Raw genomic sequence first — 12,838 nt, forward strand, 5'->3', positions numbered from 1 at the left:
CCTTCGACCATGCGTCTGGACGACGCCTATGAGGGTGAGGGCGTGGCCCTCAGAACACCTTGCTGAGTTTCGACAGCGGAACCTCGACGCTGCCCACGGAGACCACCGTCTCGCCCTCCTTGTTGGACCCGATGCCGCTGACCGTGCCGAAGGTGAAGGGGGTCGCCTTGATGATGTCGTCCTTCTTCTCGGACACCGGGGCGATGTTCAGGCGGTACTGGCCCGGCTGGACGGCGTTCCCGCCGTCGTCCTTGAAGTCCCAGTTCACGACATGCTTGGTGCCGGCGGTGGTCTCGCCGGTCATCGACCGGACGACGCGGTTCTTGCTGTCCAGGATGTCCACCCGCACCGACTTGGCGGACTTCTCCAGCTCGTAGGCCAGCGGGGCCGCCGTCATGCCCTGGGTGTAGTCGAAGCTGTCGCCCTCGAAGGTGACGGTCCGGCCCAGATAGGCGAGGTTGGTCGAGTTGGTCGAGGCGTTCTGCAGCTTCAGCAGCTTGTCCAGGCGGCTGTTGGTCCCGATGTTCTGCTCCACGTTCGCGAAGTCGACCAGCTGCTTGGTCATGTCGTTCGTGTCCATGGGCTTCAGCGGGTCCTGGTTCTGCATCTGCGTGGTCAGCAGCTTCAGGAAATGTTCGAAATTGTCGCCCAGCCCCTTCACCGCGGTATCGAGCTTCTGCTCGTCGGCGGTCTTGGTGGTCTTGGTGGAGGTGTCCGTCTTCGTCTTGGTCTGGTTCAGGTTCCAGCTGCTGCCGTAATCGGTGTTGGTGGTGGCCATGGTCGTGGTCCTTCGCTGGAATGGCTGCGGCTGGTCTGAGTCAGGCTTGGATGTCGACGCGGCCCGGGGCCAGCGTCAGGGTGTAGGCGGCCTGCGCATCCTCCACCTCGCCGCTGCCGCCGCCGAAGCCGCGGCCCCGCCGGCCCGAGCCGCCCTGCCGCCCCGACTCCTGGAACGATTGGCCGCCTTCGCCGCGCAGGCTGAAGTTGAGGCTGTTGCTGTCCGCCTTCAGCCCAGCGTCTTGCAAAGCGCGTTCCAGATTGCGGCTGTCGCGTTGGAGAAGTTCGAGGGTCTGGGCCTTCTCCACGGCGACCGACGCGGTAACCCGGCCGTCCTGGCCGATCTCCAGCTTGATGTCGATGCGGCCCAGCTCTGCGGGGCGCAGGTTGATGGTGAACTGGTCGTTGCCGTCCAACACGTTCTTGCTGATGTGGACGGCCACCTGTTCCTGCACGCCCATCGGCAGACCGGCGGACCCGCGGGACGGGCGAAGCTGGGCGGTGGTCAAGCCCGTCTCCATCCCGCTCGCCGTGTGCACGCCTTCGATCCCGGCGAAAACCGGATGCGTCGGGGTGGTGGCGTGCGGGGAGCCGTCGCTCGGCGGCGGCGCGTCAGTGGCGGCCACGGCGGCGTTCAGGAACGCGCTTTGCCCGGCAGGCTTTGCCGGGTCGGCAACCGGTGCCTGGGGCGACGGCGGCTGGGCCAGGGACGCGGCGTTGCCGTTCGGGTCCGGGTTGCCGCGGTTGCCGGCGTTGGCGCCCGCATCGCCCTCGGCTCCGGTCCGGGTCGTACCCTTGGCCTTGGCCGCGGCGAGGTCGGCCGGGGATTGCGGCAGCGGCGCGCTGTCCTCGTTCGGCAGGTCGGCAACGGACAGGGCACCGGCGGACAGTGCGTCGGCGGCCGTCGCCGGCTTGTCCTTGGCAGTGGCGTCCTTCGGCTCGGCGTGGGGCGTCGGCACCTCGTCCTGCGGACCGCCCGGCGGGACGGTTTGGGCCGGCACCGCGTCCGCCGGCGTCGGGGGCGCTTCCGCAACCGGCTTCGCCGCGGCGGCGGCCTTCACGGACTCGTCGGCGGCGGCTTTGGTCTTGCCGTCCGGATGCGGAGCGCCTGCGGCCAGGGCGGCGGCCAAAGCGGCCTCGGCGGCAGGGTCACCGGCCAAAGGGGCCTTCTCGCCATCCGGAACCGAAGCGTCGGGTGGCGTCGTCGCGGCGGTCGCCTCGACCGTGCCATCCTCCGCCGTCCCCTTGGCCTCACCATCCGGCTCTCCGATGGCCACCGGGGCGATGGCCAGCGCCAGGGCGGCTTCACGGTCGGTCAGGACGGCGGACCGGTCGGTGGTGACCAACTCCACGGTGGTCTCGGTCACCGTGACGGTCAGGTCGAGAATCACCGCCTCGCCGGACCCGTCTTCGGTGGCCTGATCACCGGAGCCGTCCTGCGCGCCATCGTCGCCCAACACGCCGTTGATCTCGTCCGGCAAGGGCTTCCCGTCCGTGTCGGTCGGAAGGCTGATGCCGGTGGGCGAGGGCTTGGCGGCATCGTCCGGCACCGCCTTGGCGTTTCCGGCCTTCGCGTCCTTGGCTGCGGCGTGAGCCGCGGCGGCGGCGTTCCGCCGTTCGGTGCGCGTCGCGTGGGCGGAGTCGCCGGCCTTGGCCGCGTCGGACGCTTGGGCGTCCCTCCGCTCGGCGGTGCGCTGGGCGTCGTCCTTGCGGGCGGCACGGGAATCGGCTTGTGCCGTGGCTTCGGAGGTTTGGCGCGGCTTGGCGGGTTCCGCGCGGATCGGGTCGGGGCGGGAGGGCGCGCTGCGTTCCGCGGCCTTGCGGTCGGCGGCCCGATCGGCTGCAGCTCGGTCGGCCGCGTTCGCCGCAGCGTTGCGCCGATCCTGGGCCGTGGCCTCCGCCTGGGCTTGGTCGCGCTTGCGGGTGGCGGCCTCGCCGATCAGCCGATCCATCATGGAGGCGAACTTGTCGCTTCGCGGGGCCGTGTTCTGGCTGGACGAGGTCTGGCCCCGGACCAGGCTTTCGAACGCGGAGGGCGCGGTGTTCGTTTGGATGGCCATGGAACGGGTTCCCCGAAGCGGACAGGTGCACCCCGTGGAGAAGCAACTAACGGGCCAGTTTCAGGCCGGCGCCGGCTTGGTCCTCCATGGCCGCGCGCCCGGCAGTTCCGTCCGCCGGGCGGCAAATTCCGCCGGGTGGCCGGCGCTTCTTGCCGGACCCGGCAACGCCGAAGGGCCGCCCGGTGGGACGGCCCTTGCTGTGGTTTCCGGTGATGCCGGCGGAGGGGTCAGAGCCGGGGGTCAGAGCCGGGTGTTCAGCGTCGCGGAGGTGGACGGCCCGTGGCTCGGCGTGACGTAGGTCGCGCGCGGCGGAACCGGGGCGGTGCCGTAGGCGGGGGTGGTGGTCTGCCGGGCGCGGTTGATGGCGCCGACCACGGTGTCCACCAGGATCTTCTGCGCCGCGCTGTTCCGCCGAAGCGCGTCGGCGTTGGCGGCGGACGCCTCGTACAGGCCGCGCGTGGCCTCGCGCAACGCGGCCTTGGCCTCGTCGGGCAGGGCGGCCATGCCCTCGCGGTCCACGCGCAGCAGGCGCGACACCTCTTCGTAGACCAGCATCATCGGCTGCTTCTCGCGCCCCAGCCGGGCCAGCTCGGCGCTGGTGCAGTGCCGCATCACGGCTTCGGTCTCGCGCGCCAGATGGACGCTCAGCCGGTTCATCAACTCGACCAGAGCGGCGGCGCGTTCCTCCGCGTTCTTGGGCAGATTGGCGGCGGGAGCCTTGGACGGCTGCGGGAAACGGACGTCGACCTTATCCATGGTTGCCCTCCTGTGCGCGCAGAAGCTCGCGGTAAACCTGATCGGCGATGCCGAACCCGCCGCTGCGGGACACCTGCTTGCCGTATTCGTTGGTCAGCATGGAGCGGAACATCTCCTCCGCATGGCCGCCGCCGAAGGTCTGGTCCACTTCGATCCCGTCGAACATGTGGCCGAGCATCTGGGAGACGAAGACGCTCTCGAACTCGTTGGCGGACTGGCGGATCTTGGCGCGGATCGCCGGGTCCACCTTGCTCTCCGCGCTTTTGGGATCGACCAGATCGGTCCGCACCGCCGTCCGGACGCCCGTCTGGCCGTTGCCCAAACCGTTGCCCTGGGCGCGCTCGGCGGCCGCAGGCAGGCGCGGCGGCGGAAGACCGGGAAGGGAAAGCGTCGTATCCATCAGATCACCTCGATCTCCGCCTGCAGGGCTCCGGCGGCCTTGATCGACTGAAGGATGGCGATCATGTCCCGGGGACCCACGCCAAGCGCATTCAAGGATTGTACCAACTCCTGGAGCGTCACCCCGGAATTCATCACGGCGAGGCGGTTGTTCGACTGATCGTCCACTTGGATGTCGGTGCGCGGCACCACGGCGGTCTGGCCCTGGCTGAAGGGGCCGGGCTGGCTGACCTGCGGCGTCTCGGTGACGCGGATCGTCAGGTTGCCCTGAGCGATGGCGACGGTGGAGATGCGGACGTTCTCACCCATCACGATCACGCCGGACTTCTCGTCGACCACCACGCGGGCGACCTGGTCGGGGGTGACGCGGAGCTGTTCGATCTCGGTGATCAAACCGACGATGTCGCCGCGCCGCGCCTCCGGCACGCTCAGCAGGACCGAGGACGGGTCGGTGGCCTGCGCGCGGTTGCCGCGAAGCTGGATGTTGATGGCGGTCGCCACGCGCTGGGCCGTGGTGAAGTCCGGGTTGCGCAGCGACAGGCGCAGCACCGGCAGTTCGGCCAGCGAGAACTGGATCTCGCGCTCGACGATGGCGCCCGAGGAGATGCGGCCCGAGGTCGGAACGCCCCGCGTCACGCTGGCCCCCTGGCCCTGGGCGGAGAATCCCGACACCGCGATCGGCCCCTGAGCCACGGCGTAGACCTCGCCGTCGGCGCCCAGCAGCGGGGTGACCAGCAGCGTGCCGCCGAGCAGGCTCTTCGAATCGCCCATCGCCGACACGGTGGCGTCGATGCGCGTGCCCTGGGCGGAGTAGGGCGGCAGGGTCGCCGTCACCATCACCGCCGCCACGTTCTTGGTGCGCAGGTTGGTGCCGCGGGTGTTGACGCCCATCCGCTCCAGCATGCCGACAAGGCTCTGCTCGGTGAAGGGCGAGTTGTTGAGGCTGTCGCCCGTGCCATTCAGGCCGACCACCAGGCCGTAGCCGATCAGCATGTTGTCGCGTACGCCCTCGACGTCCACGACATCCTTGATCCGCGCCGAGGAGGCCGCGGCCGGTCCCGACAGCGCGAGCAGCGCCGCAGCCAGGGCGGCCAGCATCGCGACCGCACGCAGCAGGACGGCGGTGCGCGGCATGGTGGCACGGGGCAAGGCGGTGGCGGTCATGGCGGGGACACTCCTCAACGGCTGTCCCTTCCCATACAAACGGCGTGCCAGAGCCGCGGATGGCAGGCAAAGCGCAGGATCGGCAAGGGGAAGCGGCGGCGCCGGATGAAAAGGCCGGAAATTGGCACCGCGTCCGACCGCTTTATGTCACGGAAGCGGGGCAATTTTTGCCCGATTGCGGCAAACCTTGACCGGATGTTAAGGTGCTTCCATCTAGAGTATCGCGCTTTTCCGAAACCGGTTGCACGGAACATGAAAGTCGAAGGCCCCGGAAAACTTCGCGGCAGCAGCTCGGTCCGGCGCACGGGGAAGGCCGAAGGCTCGTCCGGTGCGTCCTTTTCCAAGCAGCTCGTCGGCGAGACCAACACCGCGCAGAACGTCCATGCCGCAGGGCCGCTGGCCGGCATCGCCAGCGTGCTGGCGTTGCAGGAGGTGGACGACGCGGCGGCCCGTGCGTCGCGCGGCAAGATGCGCGCCGAGGAGATGCTCGACAAGCTGGAAGAGATCCAGCACGGGCTTCTGGCCGGCACGCTTCCAGCCCAAAAGCTGATGGACCTTGTGAAAGTGGTGCAGTCGCGCCGCGTCCATGTGGACGACCCGCGGTTGGCCGACATCCTTGACCAGATCGACCTGCGCGCCCAGGTCGAGCTGGCGAAGCTCACCCCCTGAGCGGCCTATCCGGCCATAGGACCGGCTTTTCGGCCTCGGCCGTACGGCCATCGCGGGGCGTTTCACAAAACTTTGCTTCTCCAAGGGCTTGTTCGCGCTTCGATTGGCGAAGCGCGGGGTTGCGGTTGCCGATGCGCCTACCTATACTCCGCGCCGCCCGGATCACCCTTTTGCGTTGGATGCTCTCGGATGTCGTCTCCGCTTCTGCCTAAGAACTACACCCCGTCGGAAGACGAGGAGTTCATGAATCCCGTGATGCGGGAATATTTCCGCCAGAAGCTGCTGCGCTGGCGCGCGGAGCTGCTGGCCGAATCCAGCGAGACCCTGAGCAGCCTTCAGGAAGGCGGCATCCAGGAACCGGACATCGCCGACCGCGCGTCGGCGGAGACCGACCGGGCGCTGGAACTCCGCACCCGCGACCGCGAGCGCAAGCTGATCTCCAAGATCGACGCGGCGCTGGAGCGGTTGCAGGATGGGTCCTACGGCTATTGCGAGGAAACGGGGGAGCCCATCTCCGTCCGCCGCCTCGACGCCCGTCCCATCGCGACGCTGAGCCTGGAGGCTCAGGAGCGGCACGAGCGCATGGAGCGCACCCAGCGCGACGACTGACGCGACGGTTCTTCGCGTCTCTGGCCGCGCCTTGGACGAGCCTCCTCCGATCCCGGCGGGGGCTTTTGTCCGTCCGTGGACGCTGTCGCGGAAACTGCCGTCCAGCGGTCGCGGTTCGACCACAAGCTGAGGAAGGGGCGGCCCGCCCCTCTGTCGGAGCTTGGTTCGCTCGGGCCGGCCGCGAGCCCGCTGCAATGAACCGTCAAGCTACCGGTTTCGACCGGTCCCGGCCAGCCTGGGAAACGGCTTGCCACTCCCTGCCGCTCTCCATCACCGAACGAAGAACGCCTTCCGTCGACCGACTTGCCCTTCGGCGTGGCGCTTTCGCGCCTTTCGCCGGCTCACCCGGCACGGCTGTCCGCAACCCCATGGTGCGGGTTGCCAGAACGGCCTGTTGAGGGTGAAATGGACGTTCTGAAGCGGATCGAGACATTGCGGGCCTTGGTCGGTGAGACGCAAACACGCAGGGAGCGTCTCCTGGATCGATCCTTTGAGCGCCTGCGCTCCGCCGAGAAGGCGTTGGAAGGCTCTCACCGCCGGTTGAAAAGGAGGAAGCCCCATGACCCAAACGCATCATCCGGTGGACCGCTCTGAGCCGTCGAACAGTGAAGCGGAGGATTGGCATCGGCGCAGCGAGACCAGGCGCAGCAGAGCCGAGGAGGCGCGCGCCGGGGCCGAACGCAGGCGCGAAGCGGCCGAAGAGGAAAGGACCGTGAGCTACCAGCGCCAAGTCGAGGCGGAGGGCGCGAGACTTATTGCGGAAGAGGGACGGATCACCGGCGAGTCGCAGCGGCGGGAAGCTGAGGTGGTGCGCATTCAGGGCGAGGAGCTTCGCCGATCCGCCGAGACGGCCAGGCTTGCGGCGGAACAGGCCCGCCGCGCCGAAGAGGAGGCCCGGCGATTCCATGAGGCCAGCCGAAGTTACGCCGAGAAGGCCCGGCGTCACGCCGAGTGCGCGCGCGCCGACGCGGAGCGCGCCCGGGCGGCGAACGAGGAGCAGCGCCAGATCCTCGAAGAGATGCGGGAGACCGTGCAGCGTTACGAGGCGCTTCTGGCCCGGATCGGGTGACGGGGCTTTAGCGGACGGCAGGAAGGGCGGGGCAATTCCAGCCGGGCGGCAGGACCTTTCCGCCCACGCGGATCGTACCGGGCGGGAAGAAGCGGCCTTGCTCTCCCGGAACGTCGGCACAAGGACGCCCTAAAGCGCATTCTGAATTAATCTCAAAAGAAGCGATGACTTGGCGAGTCCCTGTTGCGCCGACGTTGCATGCAGCGAGATCAGTCAAGAAACTCTTGGGCGCCCTCACGCGAATGGAGAGGCCAAAAGGGCCGGTCGCGAGCACCGCGGCCATTGTTGAGGCCGCGCGTGCGGCGGAAGGAGATGCAGGGTAGATCGGTCGCCGGCTGGTAACGCCAACACGGCATTTCAACCTTCAGGCACGCATAGATCCCCTCCCGCCTTGCCAAGCCGGACAACAGCGCGAGCGCTCCCCTCAATTCTCGGGGGGTACGGCACCGCGACAGTCTTACGTTGGTCATAAACTGTTTTGGATTTCCTTTTCTTGCTCGCTTTGGTAGCGTTGAGCATCGAGCATGCACATCCGGGTATGCTCGAAAAGGATCCCGAGCAGATGAACGGCGAAGCTTTTCAGTGCTTTGTGCATAAGCACGCGCCAAACCGCTCAGTCCGCATGGTTGAGTTGAGGGAAAGGGAGTGGTTCTGCCGTAAGGACCGCGCTCAGGCCAGCCGGCTGGCGGGGCCGTGAGGGGCGAGTTAAGCGCCCATGAGATTTTGGCATGAAAACGAAAGGAAAAGCAAGTGGCATTAAGATTTGCTGAGCGCATCGGTGTGAAAGACGAAGACTACATGGTGGCTTCAAAAGATACCGTGATTTTTGGACTGCAAGGTAATGATATATTTTATGGAGGATACGGAGTCGATTTTACATTCTTCTTCGGGGGTTCTGGGGATGACACATATTCAATTCATTCGCCAGGGGCAATTGTAATCATTGACTCGGATGGTTCTTCCGATCAATTGGTTACGTCAGGAATCGGGATTAACAGCTCGACCACATATGCGGCAACTATTGATGGTCGCCATTTGGTGGTTGGTGACACAAAATCTAGCCAGTTGGTGTATGTGATTAATTACAGAGAGCCTCGCTTTAAAATTGAAAAAGTCGTTTTGTCTGATGCGACCTATTTATACGACAATATTGTTTCGTTGCTTCAGAAGTCCCCACGATTTATGGGAGATTTCTCATGGGAATCGTTTACGGATCGTATGCAGATTATGCATATGAACACTCCGGATGTCAGTGAGGCGATAGCTTACTACTTGAACCGTGAAGCGTTGCTCCAGACCCGGGCCACCACCGATTACTCCAAAGATTCGACCAACCGCGTTGCCATCACGTCCGACGGCGCCAGTGTCGAGGTCGCGATGGCCGCTTATTCCGGCCCGGTGGCAGGGGTCGCGAACCAGCACATTGGCACCGCCGCCGGCGAAGCGATCCGTGGCTCCAGTCAGGCCGATTTCATCAACGCGCTCGCCGGCGATGACGCGATCGACGGGCGGAATGGCGACGATGTCCTGGACGGCGGTTTGGGCTCCAATTTCCTGACCGGCGGCTGGGGCACTGACACATTCTTCGTCGATGGTCGCAGCGGTGGAGCGACCTGGTCCACCGTCACCGACCTGGAGGCGGGGGAATGGGTGACCGCCTGGGGTTGGAAGGAGGGAGTCTCGAAGTTGACCTGGAACGAGATGGGCGGCGCCGAAGGCTACAAGGGCGCAACGGCTCACATCGACCTGGACGGCAACGGCAGCATCGACATGAGCGTGACCATTTCCGGCCAGCTCTCCGGTTCGATCTTGACCACGCCGGGCCAAGTCGACAGCAACGGATATCTCGCTTTTGGGCTCAAGTAAAAAAGCGGCTCGCTTGACCGCCGAAGGGCGCTTCCGGGCGCCCTGAGGGCAAGCGTAAAGCCGAGTGCGTCAGGCTTTACGCCCGATAATATGAATGGGCAGAGAAGGGGGCGGCAGAACGCGCCGGGCGGCAGAAACTGCCTGCCCAGGGGAGCCGCGCACAGCGAGAGCGTGGCGTGACCATGGGGGGCTGGCGCCCCCTTTCGCATTGTCCTTCGTCTGTTTTCAGCGGTGCGTCTGGGAACGTCCTCAGAAGGGCATGATGATGTCGAAGAGCTGCTGGCCGTAGCGCGGCTGCTGCACGTCGGTGATCTGGCCGCGACCGCCGTAGGAGATCCGGGCTTCGGCGACCTTCTCGTAGCTGATGGTGTTCTGCGCGGTGATGTCCTCCGGCCGGATCACTCCGGTGATGATCAGGTCGCGCACCTCGTAGTTCACCCGGACCTCCTGCCGGCCCTGGATCACCATGTTGCCGTTGGGCAGGCTCTGGGTGACCAGGGCGGCCACCTTCAAGGTGATCTGCTCCTTGCGGTTGATGGCGCCCTTGCCGTCGTTGGAGGTCGAGCTGGAGAGGTCGAGCAGGCTGTCGGCGCTCACCCCGTCGGGCAGCGCACGCTGCAGGGCCTTGCCTTCGAAACCGAGGAAGCTCGGCATGCCGGCCTTCTCGGAGTTGCCGCGCGTGCGGGTGGTCTGGTTGTTGAGCTGGGCCTGATCGTTGATCTGGATGTCGACGGTCAGCAGGTCGCCGACCTTGGATGCGCGCTGGTCCTTGAAGAAGGCCTTGGCGCCGGTCCGCCACAGGGAGTTCGGGTTGCGCTCCGTCGGCAGCGGGGTGGGCATCGGCAGGCTGACGGGCTGGTAGCCGGGCTGGGCCTGCGGGTCCTTGATCTTGGTGAGTTCGGGAGCGGAGCCGATGTCCGCCACGCGCGACATGGCGTTGCAGGCGGGAAGGCCGGCGGCGACGGCGGCGAGCAGAGCGAAGCGGAACGCCATGCGGGCGGTGTTCGTGGGGGCAGGCATGGGAGCTTTCTCCTTACTTCGCAGTGAGGCCGGGCTTTGCCACGGCGACGATGCTGGGGCCGGCGACGGTCGCCTCGAGGATGCGGTTCGACTGGGTGTTGATGACTCGGATCACGTCGCCACGGCCGCCGTCCTGCAGGGCCTTGCCCTGAGCCGACAGGGTCAGGTTCTCGGTGGCCAGCGTGATGGTGACCAGCGAGCCCTTGTCCACGACCCGCGGCGACTGCAGGTCGCGCAGCCGGACCGGCTGGTTCACCGGGACGCCGCGCCGCGGCGTCAGGCCGATGAGCTGGGCGTCGGTGGCGGCGATGTCGCTGCCGGCGAGGTCGGCGCGCACGTCCTGCCAATCCACGTCGCCGGGGCCGATCACGTCGCCGGGTGCGATGCGCCGCGACAGCACCGGCACCTGGACCACGCCGTAGGCGCGGCCCGACACCGGAAGGCGCACGACGGGGCGGGTATCGGCCACGATCATCTCCGCGGCGAAGCGGCCCTGCATCGGGTTGTAGTAGAGGTTCTCCACCGTCAGGCTGCCGGCGCCCGCCGGGGCGCGCAGCTCCACCGCCCGGTTGTCCAGCTCCATCTGCAGGCGGCCCGTGGTGATCTGGCGGGCCAGCGCGTCGGACAGCACCGCTTCGACGTGGGCCGGGCTGTAGACCACCGCCTGTGCCGCCGAGGTGGCGCCGTCCATCGTCTGGGCGAGGGCCGTCTGGGCGAGGGCCGTCTGGGCAAAGACCGTCGGGCCGCCGACGAGGGCGGCGGCGAGGAGGGCGGTGCCGAGGATGCGCGGGGCGGGGCGGGACATGGCGGGAATTCCTTGCAAAGACGAGCCTTAGGACGATGCCGGGATCAGCGGAGCTGCGAGGCCTGCTGCATCATCTCGTCGGTGGTCTTGATGACCTTGGAGTTCATCTCGTAGGCGCGCTGGGCAGAGATCAGGGTGGTGATCTCCTGAACGATGTTGACGTTGGAGGTCTCCAGCGCGCCCTGCACCACGCGGCCGAAGCCGGGAGCGCCGGGGTTGCCGCCGACCGCCTCGCCCGACGCGCCGGTCTGCAGGAACAGGTTGTCGCCGACGGCTTCCAGGCCGGCCGCGTTGGCGAAGGTGGCGAGCTGGAGCTGGCCGACATTCTGCTGCGCCACCTGGCCGTCCAGCTTCACCATCACCTCGCCCGAGGCGTTGATGGCGACGTCCACGGCTTCCGCCGGGATGGTGATCGCCGGCTGCACCGGATAGCCGTCAGCGGTGACGATGATGCCCTCCGGCGACAGCTTGAAATTGCCGGCGCGGGTGTAGGCCGTGTCGCCGCTGGGGAGCTGCACCTGGAAATAGCCGGAGCCGTTGACGGCGACGTCCAGCTTGTTGTCGGTGACGGTCAGGTTGCCCTGCTCCAGCACGCGGGCCACCGCGGCGACGCGCACGCCGGCACCGACCTGCACGCCGGTCGGCACGATGGTGCCGGCGTCCGACGAGGTCGAGCCGATGCGGCGGAAGTTCTGGTACAGCAGGTCCTGGAACTCGGCCCGCTGCTTCTTGAACCCGGTCGTCGTCGCGTTGGCGATGTTGTTCGAGATGGTTTCGACGTTCAGCTGCTGGGCGATCATGCCGGTGGCGCCGATGGCGAGGCTGCGCATGGTTCTTGCTCCTTTACGCGGTCGATCAGGCCGTGCGGCCCAGCTTCTGGATGGCGCTGCGGATGCGCTCGTGCTCGTTCTCGATCAGCTTCTGGTTCGACTGGTACTGGCGCTGGATCTCGATCAGCGCCGTCATCTCGACCACCGGCTTCACGTTCGAATTCTCTAGCATTCCCTGTGCCACCTTCGTGTCGGCGGGGGCCGCCTGCGGCTCCTCGTCGCTGACGTAGAGGCCGGCCCCGACCTCGGTCATCAGCTGCTCGTTCCGGAAGGTGACGATGTTCAGCCGGCCCACTGGACCCAGCTCGGTGGAGACGGTGCCGTCTCCGGACACCATGATGTCCCGGGTGCCGTTCGGGACGGCGAGGGGCTGGCCGTTGTCGCCCAGGACCGGCAGGCCGCCGCCGTCGACGATCTGGCGCTGGTCGTTCAGGCGGAAGTTGCCGGCGCGGGTGTAGCGCGGGCCGCTCGCCGTATCGACCGTGAAATAGCCGTGGCCGGTCAGCGCCAGATCCAGCGGGTTGCCGGTCTGCATCATCCCGCCGGCCGAGAGGTCGCGCACCACGGCGCGGTCCTGCACGAAGCTGATCTGCTCGTGCATGCCCGGACGCTCCAGGAACTCCGTGAACAGCATGCGCTGCTGCTTGAAGCCCGTGGTGTTCATGTTCGCGATGTTGTTCGAGATCACGTCCAGCTGGCGGCGCAGGGTCATCTGACGCGACAGGGACACGTAGATCGGGTTTTCCATCGGCGGCCTCTTTCCAATCGGGCCGGGGGAGCGTCCCGACCGGCGCAAATGGCAATGCACGGCGCG

At 66.9% G+C, this 12,838-nt stretch carries 13 protein-coding genes; 4 read left to right on the top strand and 9 right to left on the bottom strand.

The genetic code is table 11. The features are described from left to right. Positions 1–49: 49 nt before the first annotated feature. From FHW79_RS06160 to FHW79_RS06180, 5 genes are all read right to left on the bottom strand, one after another. Positions 50–778, bottom strand: a complete 729-nt coding sequence (locus FHW79_RS06160; protein ID WP_183178074.1) for a flagellar hook assembly protein FlgD — start codon at positions 776–778, stop codon at positions 50–52. 40 nt (positions 779–818) lie between these two features. Further along, a complete protein-coding gene (locus FHW79_RS06165; protein ID WP_183178075.1) occupies positions 819–2,837 on the bottom strand; it encodes a flagellar hook-length control protein FliK in 2,019 nt (672 codons plus the stop codon). A gap of 240 nt (positions 2,838–3,077) precedes the next feature. Then, complete coding sequence (locus FHW79_RS06170; RefSeq protein WP_183178076.1) at positions 3,078–3,593, bottom strand: flagellar basal-body protein; 516 nt, start codon at positions 3,591–3,593, stop codon at positions 3,078–3,080. Next, entirely contained in the window at positions 3,586–3,993 is a 408-nt protein-coding gene (locus FHW79_RS06175; protein WP_183178077.1) for a rod-binding protein, read from the bottom strand. The genes FHW79_RS06170 and FHW79_RS06175 overlap by 8 nt, the downstream gene beginning before the upstream one ends. Then, positions 3,993–5,156, bottom strand: coding sequence for a flagellar basal body P-ring protein FlgI (locus FHW79_RS06180; protein ID WP_247884189.1), 1,164 nt, complete (start codon positions 5,154–5,156; stop codon positions 3,993–3,995). The genes FHW79_RS06175 and FHW79_RS06180 overlap by 1 nt, the downstream gene beginning before the upstream one ends. A gap of 252 nt (positions 5,157–5,408) precedes the next feature. Here FHW79_RS06180 and FHW79_RS06185 point away from each other — a divergent pair, with 252 nt between their 5' ends. The 4 genes from FHW79_RS06185 (at position 5,409) to FHW79_RS06200 (ending at position 9,369) form a co-directional block, all read left to right on the top strand. Continuing rightward, positions 5,409–5,825, top strand: coding sequence for a flagellar assembly protein FliX (locus tag FHW79_RS06185; protein WP_183178078.1), 417 nt, complete (start codon positions 5,409–5,411; stop codon positions 5,823–5,825). 189 nt (positions 5,826–6,014) lie between these two features. Beyond that, entirely contained in the window at positions 6,015–6,434 is a 420-nt protein-coding gene (gene dksA, locus FHW79_RS06190; protein ID WP_035675009.1) for an RNA polymerase-binding protein DksA, read from the top strand. Between the two features lie 559 nt (positions 6,435–6,993). Further along, entirely contained in the window at positions 6,994–7,503 is a 510-nt protein-coding gene (locus FHW79_RS06195; protein ID WP_183178079.1) for a hypothetical protein, read from the top strand. A 780-nt stretch (positions 7,504–8,283) separates the two neighbouring features. Then, positions 8,284–9,369: a calcium-binding protein gene (locus FHW79_RS06200; RefSeq protein ID WP_348984062.1), complete on the top strand. Its 1,086-nt coding sequence runs from the start codon at positions 8,284–8,286 to the stop codon at positions 9,367–9,369. 249 nt (positions 9,370–9,618) lie between these two features. Here FHW79_RS06200 and flgH read toward each other — a convergent pair whose 3' ends face one another. From flgH to flgF, 4 genes are read right to left on the bottom strand one after another with little or no spacing between them, the layout of a single operon-like run. Further along, positions 9,619–10,389 (bottom strand): flagellar basal body L-ring protein FlgH, encoded by a 771-nt coding sequence (gene flgH, locus FHW79_RS06205; protein ID WP_183178080.1) that lies wholly within the window; start codon positions 10,387–10,389, stop codon positions 9,619–9,621. A 13-nt stretch (positions 10,390–10,402) separates the two neighbouring features. Further along, a complete protein-coding gene (flgA, locus tag FHW79_RS06210) occupies positions 10,403–11,194 on the bottom strand; it encodes a flagellar basal body P-ring formation chaperone FlgA (RefSeq protein ID WP_183178081.1) in 792 nt (263 codons plus the stop codon). A 44-nt stretch (positions 11,195–11,238) separates the two neighbouring features. Further along, positions 11,239–12,024, bottom strand: coding sequence for a flagellar basal-body rod protein FlgG (flgG, locus tag FHW79_RS06215; RefSeq protein ID WP_014240989.1), 786 nt, complete (start codon positions 12,022–12,024; stop codon positions 11,239–11,241). A gap of 25 nt (positions 12,025–12,049) precedes the next feature. Continuing rightward, positions 12,050–12,772 carry a flagellar basal-body rod protein FlgF gene (flgF, locus tag FHW79_RS06220; protein WP_183178082.1) on the bottom strand — a complete coding sequence of 241 codons (723 nt, stop codon included), beginning with the start codon at positions 12,770–12,772 and terminating at the stop codon, positions 12,050–12,052. Positions 12,773–12,838: the final 66 nt, after the last annotated feature.

The sequence above is a fragment of the Azospirillum sp. OGB3 genome, from assembly GCF_014192915.1.
Classification (GTDB): domain Bacteria; phylum Pseudomonadota; class Alphaproteobacteria; order Azospirillales; family Azospirillaceae; genus Azospirillum.

Bases quoted from the DNA above. Each gene is read 5' to 3' on its own strand.
- FHW79_RS06160 (WP_183178074.1), bottom strand. From the start codon at position 778: ATGGCCACCACCAACACCGATTACGGCAGCAGCTGGAACCTGAACCAG.
- FHW79_RS06165 (WP_183178075.1), bottom strand. From the start codon at position 2,837: ATGGCCATCCAAACGAACACCGCGCCCTCCGCGTTCGAAAGCCTGGTC.
- FHW79_RS06170 (WP_183178076.1), bottom strand. From the start codon at position 3,593: ATGGATAAGGTCGACGTCCGTTTCCCGCAGCCGTCCAAGGCTCCCGCC.
- FHW79_RS06175 (WP_183178077.1), bottom strand. From the start codon at position 3,993: ATGGATACGACGCTTTCCCTTCCCGGTCTTCCGCCGCCGCGCCTGCCT.
- FHW79_RS06180 (WP_247884189.1), bottom strand. From the start codon at position 5,156: ATGACCGCCACCGCCTTGCCCCGTGCCACCATGCCGCGCACCGCCGTC.
- FHW79_RS06185 (WP_183178078.1), top strand. From the start codon at position 5,409: ATGAAAGTCGAAGGCCCCGGAAAACTTCGCGGCAGCAGCTCGGTCCGG.
- dksA (WP_035675009.1), top strand. From the start codon at position 6,015: ATGTCGTCTCCGCTTCTGCCTAAGAACTACACCCCGTCGGAAGACGAG.
- FHW79_RS06195 (WP_183178079.1), top strand. From the start codon at position 6,994: ATGACCCAAACGCATCATCCGGTGGACCGCTCTGAGCCGTCGAACAGT.
- flgH (WP_183178080.1), bottom strand. From the start codon at position 10,389: ATGCCTGCCCCCACGAACACCGCCCGCATGGCGTTCCGCTTCGCTCTG.
- flgA (WP_183178081.1), bottom strand. From the start codon at position 11,194: ATGTCCCGCCCCGCCCCGCGCATCCTCGGCACCGCCCTCCTCGCCGCC.
- flgG (WP_014240989.1), bottom strand. From the start codon at position 12,024: ATGCGCAGCCTCGCCATCGGCGCCACCGGCATGATCGCCCAGCAGCTG.
- flgF (WP_183178082.1), bottom strand. From the start codon at position 12,772: ATGGAAAACCCGATCTACGTGTCCCTGTCGCGTCAGATGACCCTGCGC.